The following is a 21310-nucleotide window of genomic DNA, read 5'->3' as shown; positions in this document are numbered from 1 at the left end:
CGCTGCTCTGAAGTCCGCTCCACGAAAATAGGTTTCGGGGGCGACCGAAAGAACCGTCGCCCCCAACTTATCCACAGGTCTCACAGCGAGGACTCGCCTCTAACTCCTGGAGATCTCTATGTTATTCTGAATGTAATCGAAGGGCGTGTCGACTTTTCAACAGTCCGCCCACGGCCGCTTCGTCCTCGGGGAATCGTCCGCATGCTCCCGCCAACTGCGGGTGAACAGTACAGCCCTCCTGTACCTGGGCCCGGCCCGGCTGCAGCCGAGCACGCCGATTGAGGTGGGGGTACAGCCGTCGCGTCGAGGTCCATCGCATTGAAAGACAGATCGGCACAGCCGTCCCCCATACCGCCTCACAGAGCTCGGTAACCCGCAGCGCCCCTTTCGAGGCCACCCTTTGGAGGACCCGGTGCGGCACGGAACCGCCCCGAGGACGAATCGGAGGTAGCACCGGGTGAGTCCGGGCGTCTATCCCCAACTGCGAAACTTGGCTCAAGTATCCGATAGTATTGTTATAAATTCAGTCCCTGACACACTGCGAAGCCGACTTCGCGTCGACCGAGCTCTGGCTGCCGGACACGAGGCGCCAAAACTCCCGACGCGGGGCGGTGATTTTTACAACGCGCTCACGATTGCAGAGCAAAACCCGCTCATCTCGTCGTCAAGAGGCTCGACGTGGCGGGTTTTCCAGCTTTTTGAGGAAGACGGAGTTCGTCCAGCACAGAGCGACCGGGGCTCGCCGGTTTTCAGGAGTCGAGAATTTGCCCCCGGGGTCCAGGTGTGCGGTATGGCGAGGCGATGTCGTCAGGGATCCGGTTGACAAGGGGGGCACTCCTGGCGCAGCGGCCGGAGGGGGCGTCGCGCCGGGCGGCGGCCGCCTGGCGGGCCGGGGTCCTCTCGGCGGCAGGCGCGCTCCTGATGGCGTCGGCCGCGGGGCCGGCGGCGGCCGACGAGCTGCCGCCCCAGCTCGCGTACGCCTACGGCGAGAATGAGACGCCCCGCGCCGCGGCCTTCGGGGGCGCGCTGCGCGCCCTCGGGAACGGGACGTCGGCCGTCTTCCTCAATCCGTCCGCCATGGTGGAGACCCGCGTCTACCACCTCCAGGCGCTCTTCCAGGGGAGCCCCGAGGCCGGCCGGCACGCGTACGGCGGCGTCGTCGTCGACTCGGTCACCGGCAAGCTCGCCGGGGCGCTCTCCTTCGTGGGCGGCTTCGTCGACATGGACGACGGCGGCATCAAGCGCTCCTACCTCGACGCGCGGGCAGGCCTCGCCTACCCCCTCACCGAGCGCGTCTTCGTCGGGCTCACCGGCCGCTACGCCAAGATCACGCAGGACGGGACCCTGATCGAGGGCGGCCTCGGCGACAGCTCCGTATCGGGCGGGCTGCGCGAGTGGGAGAACGGGAAGCTCGTCGGCCGGCACTCCTTCGTCGACACGTTCACGTTCGACGCCGCGCTCACCGTCAAGGCGACCGACAGCCTGTACATCGCGGCCGTCGGACAGAACCTCACCTACCCGGACCACGGGCTGCTCCCCACCACGGTCGGCGGCGGCGTCGGGCTCGGCACCGCCGACTTCTCGATCGAGGTCGACGGGCTCGCCGACCTCAACTCTTACCGCGACACCACCTTCCGCTTGATGGCCGGCGGCGAGTACCTCGTCGCCGATCACTTCCCGCTCCGCGCCGGCTACCGCTTCGACCAGGGCGCCGACCAGCACGCGCTGTCGCTCGGCCTCGCCTATGTGGGGACCCAGTTCGCGGTCGAGGGCACCGTGCGGCGAGCCCTCGCCGGCGGAGGACCCACCACGTTCGTGGTCGGGCTCGCGTACCACCTCGAGTCGAGCGGGCTGACCCGCGGCTCGTCCGACACCTTCTAGAGCGGCGGCCACCCGCTTCGGATACGGGCCCACCTCGACGTTTTCGGTGCTCAGCGCACCGGAGTGCGCTTGCGCGCCGAAAACGCCGATCTGGGCCCGTCTCCTGTGCGGGTGACCGTCGCTCTGCGACGCGTCCAGAGCGATCGTCGCGGCCGCGCCGGCCTCGAAGCCCGGCTCCCCCTTCTCGCCGCGGCGCGCCTGCTCTAGGTCGGCCCTGCGTGCTGTGCCTGACCCTACCGACCGACCCGCGCTGGGCTGACGTGGCGCTCGCCGATCTGCCGGCGCTCCTGACCGATCACGCGCACTGCGAGATGAAGGCGGCGTCGAACGCCCTGTCCCTCGCCGCGCGCTGGCCGTCGCTCCCGCGCCTCGCGCGGGCGCTCGTCGACCTCGCCGAGGAGGAGCTCCGGCACTTCCGCGCGCTGCTCGACGTGATCGAGCAGCGCGGCCTCGCGCTCGGCAAGCCGGAGACCGACGTCTACGCGAGCGAGCTGCGCAAGGCGGCCTCGAGCAGCTGCGCGCGCAACGCGAAGGCCGCGCTCATCGATCGGCTGCTCGTCGGCGCGATCATCGAGGCCCGCTCCTGCGAGCGCTTCAGGCTGCTCGCCGACGGGCTCGCGGCGCGCGAGCACGAGCTCGCGCCGCTCTATGAGGAGCTCTTCGCGTCAGAGGCCCGGCACTACCGGACCCTCGTCGACCTCGCCGTCGAGGTCGCCGGCGACGAGAGCGCCACCCGAGGCCGGCTGGCCGAGCTCGCGCGCGCCGAGGGCGAGATCGCCGGGCGGCTCGGGACGGCACCCGCGGTGCACGGATAGGTGGCATGGAAATCGATCTGATCCGCCTCGATCGGGACGTCGCCCGCGCGGAGCGCGCGTGGCGCGCGGCGCACGGCGACCTCGCCCGGCGCGGTCCGGCCCCTCCCGCCGCAGACGAGGACGGCCCGAGCGCCGCCGAGGCGAGGGCAAGGCTCGAGAACCCGCTCGATCCCTTCCGGCGCGTCAGCTCGCGGTCGACCTACCTCGAGCTCACCGGCAAGACCCCGGGCCTCGGCGCGGAGCTCGGGCTCGCGAGCCCGACGTCGCCCGCCGCGCCGGACCCGACCGGCCTCGCGGCCCCCCTCGCCGACTGGGTCTACGTGCTCACGCTGGAGCGCGTCGTCTGGGCCGACCGCGTCCGGCTCGCCGCGGCCTGGCACGCGCCGCTGCTCACGATCGATCTGCCCGAGCCGGCGCGGATGTCGCCCCACGAGGCGCGGCTCAGGCTCCTCGCCGACCCGACGAGCGCCGGACGGCAGCTCTTCGCCGAGGCCCTGGCCCGAGGCTCCGGCGCGGTCGCCGACGCCGCCCGCGTCCTCGTCGAGCGGAGGCACGAGGCGGCGCGGCGGCTCACCGAGGAGGGCCTCCGCGCGATCGAGATCCCCTGCGACCCTCCCGGCGCGGCGATCGGCGCCGCGGAGGCGCTGCTGCGCCGGACCGAGTCGGTGATCGAGCTCGAGCCGACCTGGCACGCCGCGCTCGGGCGCGCCGTCGGCCGCGACGCGGCGTCGGGGTGGCCAGCGCGGCTCGGCCCGCGGTGGATCGAGGAGCTGTTCCGCGCGACGAAGCTGACCGAGGGCGTCGCGATCGATCTCGGACCGCTGCCGCGTCCGCTCGGCGCGTCGTCGTTCGCGCGCGCGCTCGCCCGCTTCGGCGCGGCGCTCGCGCGTGGTGGTGGAGCCCGCGGGCCGTTCGCGCTCTCCCGCGCGCCGTTCGATCTCCGGCAGGCGCGCCGCGCCGCGCTGTTCGGCGGCCTCGTCGCCGATCCCGTCTTCTGCGCCCGCGCGCTCGGGCTCGGCCGGGGCCGGGCGCTCGATCAGGCGCGCGCCACCGCGCGCAGCCTCCTCCTCTCGCTGCGCCTCGACGCCGCGACCGTGGCGCTCGTGTTCGGCGCAGGAAAGGACGGAGGCGGGCACGTGCTGCTCCGGGCCTCGCGCGATCGGGGCGACCGCTTCGAGGAGACCACCGCGCGCGCGCTCGGCGCGCCGATCCCAGGAGCGCTCGCCGGGGTCGTCCCGGCGCTCGATCCCGGCGCGGCGGTCCGGCTCGCCGGGGCGCTCCTGGCCGCGCGCGATCGGCGCGGCCTGATCGAGCGCTTCGACGAGGACTGGTTCCGCAATCCGCGCGCCGCCGAGGCCATCCGCGACGAGGACGGCGCGCGCGCGCCGGCGCCGCGCGCCAGCGAGGGCGATCTCGAGGCGGGCCTCGGCGAAATGACGCGCTCGCTCGCGAGCCTGTAGCGCGGGCGCGTCGTCAGGAGACGTGATGTAACGAGGGGCTCGTCCGCTCTGCGAGAACCCTTCCAGCTTTGACTGACACGTGCTAGTGCCGGCTCGCGAAATCGCCCCCCCGGGGGGCGTGGGGCAGCGAGCGGCTCGCGCTGCGCCGCCCTCGTCGCCGAACAAGCACCCGTGAACCCGAACGCAATGCACCCTCTCCTCGCGTCCGGCGCCAGCGCCATCGCCGTCGACTTCGATCTGACGTTCCTGGCGCAGGTCGTCCTGTTCTCGACGTTCGTCGTCGTGCTCAAGCCGCTCTTGTTCGATCCGCTGCTCCGCGTCTTCGAAGAGCGCGAGCGCCGCACCGACGGCGCCAAGCGGGAAGCGCGCGAGATGGACGAGCGCGCCGGCGAGCTGCTCACCCGCTACGAGGCCGAGATCGAGAAGGTCCGGCGCGAGGCGGGGATCGAGCGAGAGCGGCTCCGCGCCGAGACGGCGAAGATCGAGGCGCAGATCATGGCCGAGGCCCGGGCCGAGACGGCGCGCATCCTCGAGGACAGCAAGGCGAAGATCGCGGCCGAGGTCGCCCGCATGCGCGGCGAGCTCTCCGCCGCCCAGCCCGCGCTCGCCGCGGAGATCGCCGCCAGCATGCTCGGCCGCGAGGTGCGCCAGTGAAGAAGCCGCTCCGCCGCTCCTCGCTCGCGCTCGGCCTGGCCGCGGCGCTCGCCGCCGGCACGGCGCTGGCTCAGACGCAGCCGCCGGGCTCCGACCCGGCGCTGCCCCCCGGGCACCCGCCCATCCCGTCGCCCGCCGAAGCGCAGCCGGGCTCGCCGCAGATGCCGCAGCGCCCGCGCGACGCGCAGCCCGGCCGTCCGCTCGGGCCGGGCGGCCGCCAGCTCCCGCCGGGGCACGGGCTCCGGCCGCCGGGCATGCAGCGCGCGCGCCCCACGCCGCCGCCGGCGCCCGAGCCCGCGTCCCACGGCGAGGGGCACTGCCCCGGGCACGGCCCGACGGATCCGCCGCCGCACGTCAACTGGTGGCACGGCCTCATCGGCGTGAACAACGAGGCGGCCGCGAAGGGCGGGATCAACGCCCTGCTCTGGCGCTACCACAACGAGCAGAACCCCTGCGATCCGAAGAACGAGTCGCCGCCGTTCCTCGCGTCGGTCCTGAACTTCGGGCTGCTCGCGCTCATCGTCGTCCGCTTCGGGAGGAAGCCCATCGCGGAGGCGCTCAAGAAGCGCAAGCAGACGATCACGCAGGAGCTCGACAACGCGTCGCGCCTCAAGCAGGAGGCCGAGCAGCGGCTCGAGGAGTACGAGGACAAGCTCACGCGGCTCGAGGAGACGCTCGCCGAGCTCAAGGCCGAGCACGCGGCGCAGGCGGAGGTCGAGAAGGCCCACGTGCTCGCCGAGGCGGAGCAGCGGCGCGTCCGGATGCGGCGCGACGCCGAGTTCCGCGCCGAGCAGGAGCTCAAGGCGGCGCGCGCCATGCTCCTCCAGGAGGCGGTGCAGAACGCCGTCGGCGCGGCCGAGGAGCTGCTCCGGCAGCGCATCGGCCAGCAGGACCTCGACCGGGTCAACGAAGAGTACCTGAAGGCCATCCCCGCGGCCGTCTCCGCCGGCGCGCGCCGCGGAGCCCAGACCACCGGAGCAGCGACATGAGCTACGAGTCCGTCGCCCGACGCTACGGGCGCGCGATCTTCGAGATCGGCAAGGAGACCGGGACCCTCGCGGCCCTCGCCAGGGAGATCGGGGACGCCAGCGCGATGTACTCGGCGAGCGAGGAGCTCCGCCTCGTCCTCGACAACCCGCTCATCCCGGAGGCCTCGCGCGAGGAGCTGCTCCGCGAGATCGGCGGCCGCGCCGCCTTCTCGGACGTGACGAAGAACACCCTCCTCCTGCTGGCGCGGCGCCGGCGCCTCGTGGCGCTGCCCGAGATCGCGCGGCAGCTCGCGCTCCTCGTCGATCAGGACCAGAACGTCGCCCGGGCCGTGGTGACGAGCGCGGGCCCGCTGAGCGACGGCTACCTCGACCGGCTCCGGGCCGAGCTCGAGAAGGCGACCGGCAGGAAGATCTCGGTCACCCACAGGCAGGATCCCTCGCTCATCGCGGGCGTGGTGACCCAGATCGACGATCAGGTGATCGACGGCAGCCTCCGGACCCGGCTGTCGAGCTTCCGTGACAACCTGCTCAGGACCTGAGGGGACGCGAGCAAGCCCCCCTGTTTCATGATGGGTCGTGGCCCGGCGCTCAGCGCCCCCTCGACCTTGACGACGTTGACTCCGCAGCCCAAGCGTCTCCCGACAGAGGACTCCGCATGCAGCTCCGCGCCGAAGAGATCTCCCAGATCATCAAGAAGCAAATCCAGAATATCGACAAGGCCGCTCAGGTCACCGAGACGGGCACCGTGCTCACGGTGGGCGACGGCATCGCCCGCGTGCACGGCCTGAGCCGCGCGATGGCCGGCGAGCTCGTCGAGTTCAGCGGCTCGGAGGGCGGCAGCCTGATGGGGCTCGTGCTGAACCTCGAGCAGGACAACGTGGGCGCCGCCATCTTCGGCGACACGAGCTCCATCAAGGAGGGCGACGCCGTCAAGCGGACCGGGCGCATCATGGAGGTGCCCGTCGGCGAGGCGACCCTCGGGCGCGTCGTGAACGCGCTCGGCATGCCGATCGACGGCAAGGGGCCGCTCGAGACGAAGGAGCGCCGCCGCGTCGAGGTGAAGGCGCCCGGCATCATCCAGCGCCAGCCGGTCACCGAGCCGATGCAGACCGGCATCAAGGCGATCGACGCGATGATCCCGGTCGGCCGCGGCCAGCGCGAGCTCATCATCGGCGACCGGCAGACGGGAAAGACCGCCGTCGCCGTCGACGCGATCATCAACCAGAAGGGCAAGGGCGTCATCTGCGTCTACGTCGCGATCGGCCAGAAGCTGTCGACGGTGCGCCAGGTCGTGGACAAGCTCGATGCGCACGGCGCGCTGGAGTACACGATCATCGTCGCCGCGACGGCGAGCGAGACCGCGCCGCTCCAGTTCATCGCGCCGTACACCGGCGTGACGATCGGCGAGTACTTCCGTGACAGCGGGCGCCACGCGCTGTGCATCTACGACGATCTGTCGAAGCAGGCTGTCGCGTACCGCCAGCTCTCGCTCCTGCTCCGCCGCCCGCCGGGCCGCGAGGCGTACCCGGGCGACGTCTTCTACCTCCACTCCCGGCTCCTCGAGCGCGCCGCGAAGATGGCCGACATCTTCTACGTCGTGTCGAAGGGGACGAAGATCGAGGGCGGCGACGCATCGTACCGCGGCGTCGACGGCAAGGCGCACGTCGGGGCGCACGGGATGCACTCGGCGAAGGACTCGCTCTGGAAGACGATCGACGGGGCCCTCTTCGAGAAGCTCGAGCAGGCGCGCAAGGACGAGAAGAAGGACGAGATCAAGAAGCTCGAGCAGCAGCTCTCGGACAAGGCGAAGGCGAGCGACTACGAGATCGTCCGCGATCCGAAGTCGGGCGGCTCGCTCACGGCGCTGCCGGTCATCGAGACGCAGGCGGGTGACGTGTCGGCGTACATCCCGACGAACGTCATCAGCATCACGGACGGGCAGATCTTCCTCGAGGCCGACCTCTTCTACTCCGGCGTCCGCCCGGCCATCAACGTCGGCATCTCGGTCAGCCGGGTCGGCGGCAACGCGCAGATCAAGGCGATGAAATCGATCGCCGGCACGCTCCGCCTCGATCTCGCGCAGTACCGCGCCATGGCGGCGTTCTCCCAGTTCGCCTCGGACCTGGACGCGAAGACCCGCGCGCAGCTCGAGCGCGGCGCGCGCCTCACCGAGATCCTGAAGCAGGGGCAGTACGTGCCGCTGGCGGTCGAGAAGCAGATCCTCATCATCTACGCCGGCACGCAGGGCCTGCTCGACAGCCTGCCGGTGAGCTCGCTCTCGCGCTTCGAGGAAGAGCTGTACAAGTTCATCGAGGCGAAGCACCCGCAGATCTTCACGGACATCCGCGAGAAGAAGGTCCTCGACGACGACCTCAAGTCCCGGATGACCAAGGCGATCGACACCTTCAAGAAGCGGTTCGCGGTGGAAGCGGGCGGCGCCTCGACCGCGGCCGACGAGGACGGCGCGGGCGACGACGAGGAGGAGGCGCCGGCGCCGAAGGCCAAGTCGAAGAGCGGGAAGAGCGCCTCGAAGGCAAAGGAAAAGTAGGCAGCCGTGCCCAGCCTCAAGTCCATTCGCAAGCGGATCTCCAGCGTCAAGTCGACGCAGAAGATCACCCGCGCCATGAAGATGGTCGCGGGCGCCAAGCTCAACAAGGCGCAGCTGCGCATCACCGAGCTGCGGCCCTACGCCGTGAAGGTGCAGGAGGTCCTCTCGGCGATCACGCGCGACGCGGCTCCCGCGGCCGAGGCGCTCGCGGCGGAGGGGATCGGGGCGGAGGGCGAGGCGGGCGCGCTCGCCGGTGGCGAGAAGGCGCTGCACCCGCTGCTCGTGACCCGCCCGGAGCGGCGCGTGCTGCTCGTGGTGCTCACGAGCGACCGCGGGCTCTGTGGCGCCTTCAACACCAACATCAACAAGCGCGCCGAGCGCGAGTGGAAGAGCCGGACGGAGGCGGGCCAGGAGGTCCAGCTCGCGATCATCGGCCGCAAGGGTCGGGACTACTTCAACCGCCGCGGCGCGCCGATCCTCGAGTACCTGGCCGGGGTCTGGGACAAGCTCAACCTCGAGACGGCCCAGGCCGTCGGCGCGAAGCTCCTCGCCCCGTTCAACAAGGGCGAGATCGACGCGATCTACCTCGTCTACAACGAGTTCAAGAGCGCCATCACGCAGACGGTCGTCGTCGAGCGGCTCCTGCCGCCCGCCGGCGGTCCGGCGAAGGAGCAGGAGCAGGGGGACGAGGCCGGCCACGGCGCGCCCTCCGCGGCGTCGGAGTTCCTCTACGAGCCGGACAAGGGCGCGCTCCTGGAGCGGCTCGTGCCGATGTACGTGGACATCTCGATCCTGCGCGCGCTCTACGAGTCGATGGCGAGCGAGCTCGGCGCGAAGCTCACGGCGATGGACGCCGCGAACAAGAACGCCAAGGAAGTGATCGACAACCTGACGCTCGAGTACAACAAGGCGCGTCAGGCCGCGATCACCAAGGAGCTCATGGAGATCATCGGCGGCAGCGAGGCGCTCAAGGAGTAGCGAGCCGCGCTGCGCGCCAGGATCTTCGATCTCCGCCTCGAGCCGGTCGCGCGTGCGACCGGCTCGCGTCTCTGGGCTTCGCCCCGCCTCTCTTCACCCGTAGCGCCCGCACCCGGCTGCCCGGCGCTGGTCGCACATCCAGGCAGCCAGCACTGGCGGAGCCGACCGGGCGGCCCCATGGTTGCGTTCCCGTGCTCCAGCCCATCAACCCCGATCACCCGGAACCCCGCAAGATCGCGCGAGCGATCGATCTCATTCAGAAAGGGGAGGTCATCGGCTACCCGACCGATACCGTCTACGGGTTCGGGTGCGACCTGATGAACAAGGCGGCTATCGAGCGGGTGTATCAGATCAAGGGGATGCGCCAGAACAAGAACCTGGCGTTCATCTGCCCGGATCTGAGCGACATCGCGCGCTATGCGATCGTCGAGAACCAGGCGTACCGCATCCTGAAGCGCTACCTGCCCGGGCCGTACACCTTCATCCTCCCCGCGACGCGCGAGGTGCCGAAGTACGTGCACCTCAAGCAGAAGACGGTCGGCATCCGCGTGCCGAACCACCCGGTCGCGCTCGCGCTGGTCCGCGCGCTCGGGCGGCCGCTCATCAGCACGACCGCGGCGCCTCCCGGGGAGGATCCGATCATCGATCCGGGGGAGATCGACGACCGGTTTCCGGGGCTCGCGCTCGTCCTCGACGCCGGGACCGGCGGGTCGGTGCCGACGACCGTGATCGACCTGAGCCAGGGCGAGGTGCAGATCGTCCGCGAGGGCGCGGGGCCGATCGACGAGCTCGTCTGAGCCGGGGTGAGAGGAGGAGACGGGCGTCCGAGCTGCCCAGCCCGAGGAGAGGGAGCTCGCCAGAGCCAGTCAGGGACGCTCCGGCTCGCTCTCCGCGGCTGGAACGGACTCGTACGCCGTGTACACGATCCCCTCGCGGTCGAGCCGCTCCCGCGCCGTCGCGAAGGCGAGCGGGCTCCGGTCGCCGCCGACGAAGCGGCGGCCGAGGCGCGCGGCCGCGACGAGCGTGGTGCCGCTGCCGCACATGAGGTCGGCGACGGTCGCGCCGGGCGCGGAGGACGCGCGGACGATGCGCTCCAGCAGCCGCTCCGGCTTCTGCGTGGGGTAGCCCGTGGCCTCGCGGCGCAGCGGGGTGTTGGCGACCATCCCGGGAATGTCGCTCCACACGCTCCCGAGCCGGCGGCCCTCGTCGGCGTAGTACCGGTACGCCTTGCCGCCGAGGATCCGCTCGCGGTACAGGCGGCCGTCCTCGTCGCGGTGCTTGAAATGCATCGCGAGGCTGGTCTCGGCGTACGGCTCGCGGAGCGTCGGATCCGCGGCGTTGTAGACGACCTGGCCGCGCTCGCTCGCGGCGCGCGCGTAAAGGAGGATCGTCTGGTGCGTGACGGAGAAGCCGCGCGCGCCCCGGCCGCCGTTGCCGGGCGCCCAGATGATCTCGCCGAGGAAGGCGCCGCGGCCGAACAGGCGATCACACGCGACCTTCGCGTCGTGGACCGCGCGGTGGTCGAGGTGCAGGTACAGCGTCGCGCCCTCGGTCATGCGATCGCGGATGGCCTCGAGGCGCGGCGCGAGCGTCGCGACGAGCGCGTCGGCGCTCGCGCGATCGTCGTACGCGTCGGGCCCGCTCTCCGGCCTGCGCCGCCCGCGCGCCTGGCCGCGCGCCGCCCGCGCGGTCATCGTCGTCCCGACGCCGAAGGGAGGATCGAGGTAGACGAGATCGAACCGCACGTCCGCGGGGAGCGCCGCGCAGACGTCGGCCGCGTCGCCGTGCGCCAGGAGGTGGCTCACAGCGCGCTGTCGGGAGCCGCCACGCGAGAGCCCGCGGCGGCGCTTCCAGGCAGGAGGTCGTCGAGCAACGCAGCGGCGAGGTCGCCGTCCGACGGCGCGATGAGCTGCGGAACGGCCGGCAGCCACGGCCACTGCGGGCCGCCGCCGAGGCAGCCGGAGAGGGTTTCGTCCGGCGTACAAGCGACGCGGAGGTGGATGTGATCGGCGTGCGCCGTGCTGTCGCCCGGCTGGAGCAGCATGCTCTCGGCATACCAGATGAGCTCCGGGTCCTCGCCGAGCGCGCGCGCGTACTCGATGAGCAGCGCCTCGAGCCAGCGGGCCAGGAAGAGCCACTGGACGTGCGCCTCGGGCGAGCGGATGAGGGACTTCACCAGCAGCCACTGCCGCTCGACGTCGAAGCGGACGTACTGAGGCGCGCCCGCGCGCGGCGACGCGGGCTCCTCGGCGCCGTCGCTGATCCGCCCGAGCCCGTCCGGCCCGAACGCGACGAAGCCCGGCGAGCGCACAGGGCGGCCGTCCGGGGTCAGCGCGTAGAGCAAGAGGTCGGCGTCACGCCCGGTGCGGTGGGACCGGTGGCCCCGCGTCGCGCCGCCGTAGCGCGCGGAGAGGTCGCCGACGACGAGCGGCTCGCCGCCCGGCCGCGCCAGCGCCACCTCCGCCGCGGCGCGCTGGACCGCGGCGACCAGCCTCGCCGTCCCCCACCGGATGCCGTTGCTGCGGAGCAGCCGGTAGCCCGGGCCCTGCCTCGGGAGCTCGACGGCGTCGGTGATGACGCCGTGGTGCGGGACGCCGATCGAGCCGCGGAGCGCAGGGGCGAGCGGCGTGGGCGAGGAGCCGACGCAGGCCGCGCAGCAGAGCGCGACGAGCCCGAGGAGGAAGGTGGCGAAGAGAGGACGGCTGGGCATCACGACGACAGAGAGCAGGGCCACGGCGCCAGGCACCGGACGGACGAAGCTGACAGCCGCTCGTTAGCCTCGCCGGCGGCGGAGGGGAAGTTCTCGGCTCACCCGGATGCCCGGAGCGCGGCGCGCGCCGCGATCGTGGGCCCAGCGGGCGATGAAGATGAGCTCGCCTGCGCGTGTGTGCTCCCCAGGGTTGTTCACGTCGTTGACTATCCATGGAGGGGCCGTGTCGAAAGGCCCGTCGTGGACAGGATCGACCTGGTTCAAACGCACGCCGTGATCGGGGGCAAGATGGCTATTTCGGTGATCGCTCGTCCTCCTGGCGGAGGTGATATCGCAGGGTCCTGCGTGCCGAAATGGTCCCTCGATGGTTGATATCGAGCATCGATGGAACTCCGCACGACTCGGCGCGTGCGAACCGGCGTCGCGCCACCGAGAGGCGGCAAACTGCGACACGGATCTGGCGCCGCAATACGCTCCCCCTGCCCTCGCGGAGCGATCAGCGCTAACACCCACGCCCCATGGATCCCGACCAGCGCGCCACCCAGCGGAACACCACCCAGGGGAGCACGGGCGCAGATCGACAGCCGCCGCCAGCGGACGAGCCCGAGGGCGTCGCCTGGAAGGGCGCGCTGGCCGTCGCCCTCGTCGTGGGTGGCCTCGTGGTGTGGCGCGCCTGCTCCACGCCGGGAAGCGGCGCGAGCGACGCGCCCGCGCCGCCCAGCGCGAACCCCGCGGCGTCCGCGCCGAGCGACGCCGCCGACGCCGCGGCGGCGCCGCAGCCGCCGCGCTGCACGCCCGCGAGCGCGCCGCCGTTCGTGATCGGCGACGCGCCGCCCGCGCGCGGGGCCGAGCAAGGCGCGGGGGGCGGCGACGCGGACAGCGTTGAAGACATCGCGCCGTTCGCCGTCGAGGTCGGCCGCGGGACGACGTTCTCCGGCGGGTTCGCCGTGGGCGCCCAGCGAGAAGCCGAGGGCGGGACCGTCGCGATGGTGGCCACGCTCTCGGCCGACGGCGCCCAGGGGAAGCTCGTCCGCCTCGCGCGATCGCGCGGGGACATGGATCCTCCGGTCGTCACAGGCGCGGGGGGCGCGATCCTCGCCGCGATGCTCGAGCCAAACGCGGGCGGGCGCGCGATCAAGGTCGCCAGGGTCGAAGGGGACCACGTGACGTGGGGGGCCGAGCTCGCCGAGGGGCGGGACGAGTCGCTCGCGCTCGACATCGCCGCGTCCGGCGAGCGCGCGGTCATCGTCTGGGACGACGTGACCCGCGACGGCAAGCGCTCGCGGATCATGCTCGCCTCCGCCGACGTGGGCACGCTGCGCTCCGTGACGTCGGCCCGCCCGGTCTCCCAGCCGAACACCGACGCCGAGATGCCGCGCGTGCTCGGCCGGCCGGGCGGCTACTGGCTCGCGTACATCGCGCGCGCCGAGGAGCCGGCGCGAAAGGCCGCGGCGAAGAAGGACGACGGCGACGAGGACACCGCCGCGGCAGGCGAGACGATCACCCACCAGTGGATCGAGGTGGTCCCCCTCGACGAGGCGGGCGCGCTCACCGCGACGCCCCGCGCGGTCACCCCCAAGAACGGACACGTGCTCGCGTACGACCTGACGCTCGGCGACGACGACGGGCTCATCCTCGCCTTGCGGGACGACGACACCCCGAGCGGCTCGATCGGAGGGCGCATCAGCGCCGTGCTGGTACGGCTCGGCGGCGCCAGCGAGCCGCGCGTGCTCGTCGGCGGCGATCGCGAGCAGGACGCCCCGCCCGAGGCCGCGCTGGGCCTGGGCGCCGGGGTGCCGGCGCTCCTCCCCGGCGCGCGAGGCCCGGGCGGGCAGGACCCGGCGAAGCCCGCGGGCGCAGCGGCATGGCTCGCGATCGCGAACGCGTCCGGCCCGACGCAGCTGGCGGCGCTCACCGCGAGAGGCGAGCTCGAAGGCGGGCTGCAAGCCGAGCCGGCCCTCGGGCGCGGCGAGCCGATCGCCGCCTCCGCAGAGGCGCTGCTCGTGGCGCACCCGGCCGGAAAAGCGATGAAGCTCGCCTTGCTGCGCTGCGCATCGACAGCACCGTTCAACAAGTAGGTCGCCCCTGTATCAGTAAGCGCGCAACGCCAGCGAGCAGGCGCATCGACTGTAGATTGAAGGCGCGTGGATGTGTAGCATCCGCGGCGGTGGCCCACGGGGACGATCCGCAACACGAAGCGTCGCGCCGGCCTGGTTTGCCGAGCCTGTCCGGATCGCCGGACGAAGGTGGCTGGGAAGCCAAGGTCGACAACGCTCAAATGACGCGCGCGAGCGCGCAACCTCAGCCCGGCGCGAAGACGCTGCTCGTCGGCACGAGCACGTCGAGCGCGAGCGCGCCGACAGGCGGCGAACCGCTGCCGGCGACCGCGAGCGCGCCGACAGGCGACGAGCCGCTGCCGGCAGCCGCGAGCGCACCGACGGACGGCGAACCGCTGCCGGCGACCGCGAGCCCGCTGCCGCCGCCGAACCCGCCGCCGCTGCCGAGCCCGCCGCTGACCTCGATCCCCCCGCCGCTGCCGAGCCCGCCGCTGGCCTCGAGCCCGCCGCTGCCGCCGAGCGCGCCGCCGCCAGGGCCGAACAAGACGCCGGCCCCGAGCGTACCGCCGCCGGTACCGAGCAGGCCACCTCCGCTGATCCGCCGCAAAGACGGCAGCGTCGCGAGCGGGCCGCCGCCGGCGCCGCCGTCGCTCGCGCCGCCGTCGAGGCCACCGCCGCCGATGCCTCCGGGAGGCGCGTCCAAGACGACGGCAGCGCCCCCTGGCCCCGGACCGGCCCGCCCTCCGGCGCGCGGCCCAGGCCAGCGCCCGCCGAGCCCGAACCGCGCCGCAACGCAGCCCGCTCCAGGCTCCGCCGCGAGCGCGGGCAAGCCGGCGACTGGCTCCCAGCCGGGCGGCGCGGCCCAGGCGATCGCCGCCTTCGACGCAAGCACGACGCCGATGCCCATCTCGGTCGAGCCGACCGCGACGCCGCTGCCCATTTCGGTCGAGCCGACCGCGACGCCGCTGCCCATCTCGGTCGAGCCGAGCTCGTCGCCGGCGCCCATCTCGGTCGAGTCGATCGAGCCGGCGCTCGCACAGAGCGCCGCGCCCGTACAGAGCGCCGCGCCGGCGCCCGTACAGAGCGCCGCGCCGGCGCCCACGCCAAGCGCGACGCGCACGCCGTTGCCAGGCGGCGCGCACGCGCCGAGCGCCACGCGCACGCCGCTGCCGGGCGGCGCGCCGACGCCGGGCGCCCCACGCGCGCCGCTGACGGGCGGCGCGCCCACGCCGAGCGCCACGCGCACGCCGCTGCCGGGCGTCACGCCGAACGCCGCGCATGCGCCGGGCGCCACGCCCGCGCAGAGCGCCGCGCATGCGGCGACCGTGCTGCACGCGCCGAACGCCGCGCATGCGGCGACCGTCCTGCACGCGCCGAACGCCGCGCATGCGCCCGCGCCGAGCGCCGCGCACGCGCCCGCCCAGCCACCTCCGGCGCCCCGCTCCCAGCCGAACGCGCCCGAAGCGCCCGCGCAGAGCCCGCAGCTCGCCGCGCCGGACCTCGCCACCGAGCTCCAGCAGCGCGCCGAGCGGCTCAAGGGCAGCGATCCGGTCGGCGCGGCGCGCGCCCTCGTCGAGCTCGGCATCCACGAAGAGCGGGTGCTCAAGAACCCCGCCGCCGCGCGCCGCTCGTACGAGCGCGCTCGACAGCTGTCCCGCACGCTCGAGCCGGCGCTCTCGCGGGTCCACCGCGTGCTCGACGCGCGCACCGAGCTCGCCCTCGCGCTCGAGGTCGTGGAGGACAAGCTCCGCGTCGCCGAGACCGACGCGCTCCGGGCCGACCTCCTCGCCGAGCGGGCGCGCCTGCTCCAGGCGCTCGGGCGGACGCCCGAGAGCTGCGAGGCCTTCACCGAGGCGCTGCGGCTCGTCCCGCTCCACGCCGCGTCGCTGCGCGGGCTCGAGATCGCCCTCCGGCGCGAGAGCGCCCGCGGCGCCGAGCAGGCGGCCAAGGACCTCGCCGCGCACCTCGACCGGCTCTCCGCCGCCTACGCCCCAGGGCGCGGGCAGCAGGACGGCGATGGCCAGCTCACCGCCTGGGTCCACGTCGAGCGCGCCGCCGTGCTCGATCGAAAGCTCTACAAGCCGGAGCTCGCCCTCGCGTCCCTCGAGGGCGCGATCGCGTTCGATCCAGGGCCTGGGCCCGTGCGGGAGGCGCTCCGCCGCCACCTCGTGCACCACGACGGCATCGTCGGCCTCGTCAGCGCGCTCTCCCTGGAGGCCGATCACGAGAGCGACGACGACCGCGCGGCGCGGCTGCTCTACACGGCGGCGCGGCTGCTCATCGACAAGATCCGCTCCCCGGCGGACGCGGTGCCCCTCCTCCGGCGCGCGTCGACGCGGGCCCCGGCCGGCTCGCCGACCGCGCGGCGCGTGGTCGGCGAGCTGATCCGCCTGCTCGAGGCGAACGGCATGCTCGAGGTCGCCGCCAACGTGCGCCAGAAGGAGCTCGCGCTCCTCACCGACAAAGAGGCGATCATCCACGAGCACGTCCGCCTCGCGGAGATCTACGACACCCTCGGGGACGCAGAGCAGGCCGCGCTCCACGCGACGCGCGCGCTCGAGCTCGATCCCGAGGACAGCTCGACGCGGGAGCGGCTCGACCGCGCCCTCCAGCGCCTCGGCCACCACGCCGAGCGCGTGGAGGTGTGGACCGCCGTCGCCAACGCCGACCGGCCCGCGCCCGTCCGGGTCGCGGCGCTCCTCCGCGCCGCGGACATCTCCGAGCGCCACCTGAAGCGGCGCGACGAGGCGCTCGCCATCCTGCGCGCCGCGTGGGCGATCGAGCCGGGCAACAGCTCGGTCTTCGACGCGCTCTCCGCCCTGCTCACGCCGGACGCCTTGGCCGTCGAGGAAGATCCGCGCGGCGTGCAGGCGCGGCTCGATCTGTACACGCAGGCCGCGAGCGCGACGGAGGACCCGACGCGCAAGATCGGGCTCCTCGAGAAGCTCGTCTCCATCTGGGAGGACGAGCTCGCCCAGCCCGCCCGCGCCGTGGAGGAGATCGAGAAGATCCTCGCGATCGACCCGGAGCGGCGCGCCGCGATCCTCGCGCTCCAGCGCAACGCCGCGCGCGCGGGCGACGCGCAGCGGCTCGCGCGCGCGCTCTGCGCCGAGGCCGAGCTCACGAGCAGCCCGCGCGAGCAGCGCAGGCTCCTCCTGCGGGCCGCCGAGGTCACCGAGCTCCGGCTCGGCGATCGCGACCGGGCCTCGTCGCTGGTCGATCGCGCGCTCGCGATCGATCCGGCCGACCCGGACGCGCTGCGCGCGCGCATCCGCCTCGACGAGCGCGCCGGCCGGTACGAGGAGGCGCGGCGCGCGCTGCTCAAGCTCATCCAGCGCGACCCCGCGGGAGACGCGGCGTTCAGCCTCTGGCTCGAGGTCGCGGGGCTCGACGAGCGGCGCCTCAAGCGGCCGCACAGCGCCGTGGAGTCGTACCGCGAGGCGGCGCGGAAGCGGCCCGCTCACCCGCTGCCCCGGATCGAGATCGCGCGGCTCCTCCGCGAGACCGGCAACTACGAGAAGCTCGTCGAGGTCCTCAGCTCGCTCGCCGACGAGGCGCAGCGGCCCGACGACCACGCGCGGCTGCTCTTCCAGGCGGCCGAGGTGCAGGAGCTCGCCCTGGGGCGCGATCAGGACGCCCTCCGCCTCCTCGCCCGCGCCGACGCGGCGCTCGCCTCGGGCCAGCACGATCCGGCGATCCTCGACGCGATGGAGCGCATCTACGTCCGCGCCGGCGGCGCAGGCGTCGGCGTCGGCCTCGGCGCGCCCGTCGCGCAGCGGCCCGCGACCGGCGCCCGCGCGTCCAGCCTGCCGGGGATGTCCGCCTCCATGATCGCGAGCGAGCTCGCGGGGCTGTACGCGCGCTGGCTCGAGCGCAAGCCGCCGGCGCTCGTCGATCACGCGCTCCGGATCTCCCTTGCGCTGGTCCTCGCGGACAGCAGCCCGCGCCAGGCCGTCGAGATCCTGGAGGGGCTCGTCGGGGTGGTGCCGAACCACGTCCCGGCGCTCCGCATGCTGGAGCAGCTCTACCGGCACCTCGAGGCGCCGACGTCGCTCGCGACCGTCCTGCGCGCGGAGGCCGACGTGTTCACGTCCGCCACCGCGCGCGGCGGCGCCCTCTGGGAGATCGTGTCGCTCGAGGAGCAGCTCGGGCCGAACGCCGCGCTCGAGGCGCTCGCGCGCATCGTGAAGGAGGCGCCCGACGACGCGGCCGCCCACATGGCGATCCTCCGCATCGCCGCCAAGGCGAGCCCCGCGGATCCGATCGCGCCGCGGGCGCAGGCCCTCTTCGCCAGCGCCATCCGCGACAGCCGGGAGCTGACGCCCGATCCCATCGCGCGCGCCCTCTACAGCGTCGAGGAGGCGCTCCTCGCGGAGGCGCAGGCCGACGCGGACCCCGCCGCCGCCCGCGCGGCGCTCGCCGGCTTCCGCAACGCCCTCGGGCTGTGGCCGGAGAGCGTCATCGCGGCGCGCGGGCTCGATCGGCTCGCGCAGCGCCTCGGCGACCGCGCGAGCGTCATCGCGGCCCAGCTGGCGCTCGCCGACCTCGTCCTCGGAGCGCCCGCGCGCGCGATGCACCTCGTGCGCGCGGCGGAGCTCACCGCCGAGGACGCGTCCCCCGAGGGCCGCGCGCGCGCGCTCGATCTGTACGAGAGCGCGCTCCGCGCGGATCCGAGCTGCGTGGCCGCGGCGCGCGCGCTCGCCAAGGAGCTCGCGGGCGATCCCCAGCGGCTCACCGACCGGCTCGGCGAGGCGCTCGGCAAGGCCGCGAGCCGCGAGGCGATCTCGCTGCTCGGCACGGAGATCGCCCGGTCGGTGCTGCAGCACCACGGGCGCCCGGGCGCGATCGACGCCGGCGTGGGCATCTCGGCCGTCCGGCGGGTCATCGAGACGCTCCCGAACGACGCGGCCGCGCTGCTCCTGCTCGCGCGGCTGCTCACCGCGCAGCGCGTCTGGCTCGAGGCCCGCGACGCCCTGAAGCGCGCCGTGGCCGCGGCGACGGACGCCGAGACGAAGATCGCGGCGCAGTTCCTGATCGCCGACCTGTACGAGGGGGCGCTCGCGAACCCGGCGCTCGCCCAGGACGCGCTCCAGGCGGTCCTGTCGCTCGACGCGCAGAACCGTCCCGCGCTCGAGCGGCTGCACAAGCTCGGCGTCACGCGCGGCGACCACGCGCTCGCGCTGCGCGCGCTGGGGCGCCTGGTCGAGCTGTCGCCCGACCCGGGCTCCCGCGTCGAGGCCGCCCTGCGCCTCGCGGACGCCTACCGCGACGCCGGCGACACGGCCGGCATGGTCCGCACGCTGTGCGACGCGATCGTGAGCGCGCCCGGCGGCGACACGCGCGGTTGGGTGGCGCTCGCCCGCCTGTACCGCGTCGACACGAGCGAGGGCGCCGCGGCCTACGCCAAGGCGCTCGCGCAGCTGCTCGAGGTCGCCGAGTCCCGCCGCATCCCGGCCGATCCGCGCTGGCTGACCACGCTCGGCCTGCTCGAGTCGACCCTGCTCGTGCGGCCTCGCGACGGGCTCGCGCGCCTCCAGCAGGCCGTCGCGCTCCCGGGCGCGCCGCCCGAGTCGCGCACCGCGCTCGGCCGCGGGCTCGAGGCGGCGGGGCGCAACGCGGAGGCGGTCCAGGTGCTGCGGGACGTCCTGACGCCCGATCCGGAGGTCTTCACGCGGCTCCCGGATCTCGGCCCGGCGCTCGCCGCGCTCGAGGCCGCGCTCGCCAAGGACGGGCGCGCGGAGGAGCGGATCACCGTGGAGGAGGTCCGCGCCTGCCTCGGCGAGGTGTCGCTGGACCGCATGTCCCGGCTCAGGGGCCGGCGCGTCCCGTCGGAGGCGCCGTACGCCGGGGCCTTCGCGGGCCCCGAGATGGGCCGGCTGCTCCTCCCGGAGGCCCGGAGCCCCTGGATCGACGTGGCGCTCGCGATCGCGCCGATCGCCGCGAAGGCAATCCGCTTCGAGCTGAGCAACTTCGGCATCAGCTCGCGCGAGCGGATCGGCCCGCGCGACAACCACCCGACGCGGCAGCTCGCCGAGCGGGTGGGCCGCGCGCTCGGCATCGAGGCGTTCGAGCTCTACCTCGTCCCCTCATGGCAAGGAGCCGCCCGCGTCTTCCCGGGTGATCCCCCTGCCCTCGTCGCGCCGACGTCGTTCATGGAGCTCCCGGAGCTCGAGCAGACGTTCGCGCTCGCCCGCCTCTTCGCGCGCATCGCGGTCGGCTTCACGTTCCTCGACGAGATCCCGGCCGAGGCGACCGACGGCCTGCTGCTGGCGTCGATCCGCACGATCGATCCCGGCTTCGGGTCGGGCGCCATCTCGCCCCCGCGCGAGCACGCCACGCAGCAGATGCTCCCCGGGGTGCAGCGGGCGATCGGGCGCCGCCAGCGCAAGATGCTCGAGGAGCTCGCGTCGACCGTCGCCGTGTCGTACGACGCGCGCGCCTTCGTCCTCGGCCTGCGCCGGAGCGAGCACCGCATCGGCTACCTGCTCTGCGGCGACGCGCTCGCCGCGATCGACTACCTCCGCCGGTACGATCGCGACATGGCCCGCTCGACCGAGGAGCCCCGCCTGCTCCTTCAGCACCCGGTGTCGAACGAGCTTCTGCGCTACGCGCTCTCGGCCGAGGCCTACGCCGAGCGCCGCCGCGCCGGATCCATCTGGCCCGCCGTCTGAGCTGAGCGGCACGCGCCCGCTGCGGATACGGGCCCATCTCGACGTTTTCGGTGCTCGGCGTACGGGAGTACGCCTGTGCGCCGAAAACGCCGATCTGGGCCCGTCTCCTGTGCGGGCGCGCGCCGCTCGGCGGGGCGCGATCCGGGGCGGATGAGCTCGGCGGGGCGCGGTCCGGGGCGGATGGGCTCGGTGGCGAGGGGGCTTCACCGGGGATGAGCTCGGTGGGGGGCGCGCCACGATGATGAACGAGCTGTGGTGACGCGGCTTGGCATGGTGTGTTTCATGACCGGTGAAGTTCGATGTCGAGAAGATATCGGTGCTTCTGCGGTAACAGGGACGTACAGGGGGCCGGTGATGTTATGTGGCTCCCGGGGTCGCGGTGGGAAGCCGAACATCCGTGTTGAAAAGATCACTGCGCTTCTGCGGCTACAGGGACGTACACACGAGCACCTATGTCGTATGGCGCGCCGGGGTGCGCGGTGCTGCGTCGAACACGTAATTGTCCGACCGGAGCGGTGTTTGGGTATCTGAGGCGCGCGGAGAAGGT

The 21310-nt window shown here is 73.5% G+C and carries 14 protein-coding genes; 11 read left to right on the top strand and 3 right to left on the bottom strand.

Going from position 1 to position 21310, the window contains the following annotated elements:
• Positions 1-801 precede the first annotated feature (801 nt).
• The 9 genes from WMF11_RS51600 to WMF11_RS51560 all read left to right on the top strand — a co-directional run bounded on the left by WMF11_RS51600 (position 802) and on the right by WMF11_RS51560 (position 10122).
• The gene (locus WMF11_RS51600) at positions 802-1881 is read left to right on the top strand and encodes a hypothetical protein (RefSeq protein ID WP_437976003.1); all 1080 of its coding nucleotides are present in this window, start codon (positions 802-804) and stop codon (positions 1879-1881) included.
• A 218-nt stretch (positions 1882-2099) separates the two neighbouring features.
• Positions 2100-2696 (top strand): tRNA isopentenyl-2-thiomethyl-A-37 hydroxylase MiaE, encoded by a 597-nt coding sequence (gene miaE / locus WMF11_RS51595; protein WP_437906370.1) that lies wholly within the window; start codon positions 2100-2102, stop codon positions 2694-2696.
• A 5-nt stretch (positions 2697-2701) separates the two neighbouring features.
• The gene (locus WMF11_RS51590) at positions 2702-4156 is read left to right on the top strand and encodes a hypothetical protein (RefSeq protein ID WP_437976002.1); all 1455 of its coding nucleotides are present in this window, start codon (positions 2702-2704) and stop codon (positions 4154-4156) included.
• Between the two features lie 171 nt (positions 4157-4327).
• Entirely contained in the window at positions 4328-4810 is a 483-nt protein-coding gene (locus tag WMF11_RS51585; protein WP_231864629.1) for an ATP synthase F0 subunit B, read from the top strand.
• The gene (locus WMF11_RS51580; protein WP_437976001.1) at positions 4807-5799 is read left to right on the top strand and encodes a F0F1 ATP synthase subunit B family protein; all 993 of its coding nucleotides are present in this window, start codon (positions 4807-4809) and stop codon (positions 5797-5799) included. The genes WMF11_RS51585 and WMF11_RS51580 overlap by 4 nt, the downstream gene beginning before the upstream one ends.
• Positions 5796-6338, top strand: coding sequence for an ATP synthase F1 subunit delta (gene atpH, locus WMF11_RS51575; protein ID WP_437548385.1), 543 nt, complete (start codon positions 5796-5798; stop codon positions 6336-6338). Before WMF11_RS51580 ends, atpH begins: the two co-directional genes overlap by 4 nt.
• A 116-nt stretch (positions 6339-6454) precedes the next feature.
• Entirely contained in the window at positions 6455-8347 is a 1893-nt protein-coding gene (gene atpA / locus WMF11_RS51570; RefSeq protein ID WP_437976000.1) for a F0F1 ATP synthase subunit alpha, read from the top strand.
• Positions 8348-8353: 6 nt separating this feature from the next.
• Positions 8354-9325, top strand: a complete 972-nt coding sequence (gene atpG, locus WMF11_RS51565; RefSeq protein ID WP_437548381.1) for an ATP synthase F1 subunit gamma — start codon at positions 8354-8356, stop codon at positions 9323-9325.
• A 191-nt stretch (positions 9326-9516) separates the two neighbouring features.
• Complete coding sequence (locus WMF11_RS51560; protein WP_437548379.1) at positions 9517-10122, top strand: L-threonylcarbamoyladenylate synthase; 606 nt, start codon at positions 9517-9519, stop codon at positions 10120-10122.
• A gap of 69 nt (positions 10123-10191) precedes the next feature.
• On the opposite strand, the gene WMF11_RS51555 is transcribed toward WMF11_RS51560, so the two are convergent.
• Together WMF11_RS51555 and WMF11_RS51550 are read right to left on the bottom strand one after the other, a co-directional pair.
• Entirely contained in the window at positions 10192-11130 is a 939-nt protein-coding gene (locus WMF11_RS51555; RefSeq protein ID WP_437548378.1) for a DNA-methyltransferase, read from the bottom strand.
• Complete coding sequence (locus tag WMF11_RS51550; RefSeq protein ID WP_437975999.1) at positions 11127-12059, bottom strand: penicillin-insensitive murein endopeptidase; 933 nt, start codon at positions 12057-12059, stop codon at positions 11127-11129. Before WMF11_RS51550 ends, WMF11_RS51555 begins: the two co-directional genes overlap by 4 nt.
• 494 nt (positions 12060-12553) lie before the next feature.
• Between WMF11_RS51550 and WMF11_RS51545 the strand changes: the two genes are divergently transcribed.
• Positions 12554-14113, top strand: a complete 1560-nt coding sequence (locus WMF11_RS51545; RefSeq protein ID WP_437975998.1) for a hypothetical protein — start codon at positions 12554-12556, stop codon at positions 14111-14113.
• Between the two features lie 223 nt (positions 14114-14336).
• On the opposite strand, the gene WMF11_RS51540 is transcribed toward WMF11_RS51545, so the two are convergent.
• Positions 14337-15386 (bottom strand): hypothetical protein, encoded by a 1050-nt coding sequence (locus WMF11_RS51540; protein ID WP_437975997.1) that lies wholly within the window; start codon positions 15384-15386, stop codon positions 14337-14339.
• A gap of 31 nt (positions 15387-15417) precedes the next feature.
• Here WMF11_RS51540 and WMF11_RS51535 point away from each other — a divergent pair, with 31 nt between their 5' ends.
• Complete coding sequence (locus tag WMF11_RS51535) at positions 15418-20763, top strand: cellulose synthase (protein WP_437975996.1); 5346 nt, start codon at positions 15418-15420, stop codon at positions 20761-20763.
• Positions 20764-21310 lie beyond the last annotated feature (547 nt).

Origin of the sequence: Sorangium sp. So ce295 (assembly GCF_051527405.1) — a bacterium.
Taxonomy (GTDB): domain Bacteria; phylum Myxococcota_A; class Polyangia; order Polyangiales; family Polyangiaceae; genus Sorangium; species Sorangium cellulosum_B.
This window is presented reverse-complemented; position numbering and strand designations above follow the sequence as displayed.

Bases quoted from the DNA above. Each gene is read 5' to 3' on its own strand.
- WMF11_RS51600 (WP_437976003.1), top strand. From the start codon at position 802: ATGTCGTCAGGGATCCGGTTGACAAGGGGGGCACTCCTGGCGCAGCGG.
- WMF11_RS51590 (WP_437976002.1), top strand. From the start codon at position 2,702: ATGGAAATCGATCTGATCCGCCTCGATCGGGACGTCGCCCGCGCGGAG.
- atpH (WP_437548385.1), top strand. From the start codon at position 5,796: ATGAGCTACGAGTCCGTCGCCCGACGCTACGGGCGCGCGATCTTCGAG.
- atpA (WP_437976000.1), top strand. From the start codon at position 6,455: ATGCAGCTCCGCGCCGAAGAGATCTCCCAGATCATCAAGAAGCAAATC.
- WMF11_RS51545 (WP_437975998.1), top strand. From the start codon at position 12,554: ATGGATCCCGACCAGCGCGCCACCCAGCGGAACACCACCCAGGGGAGC.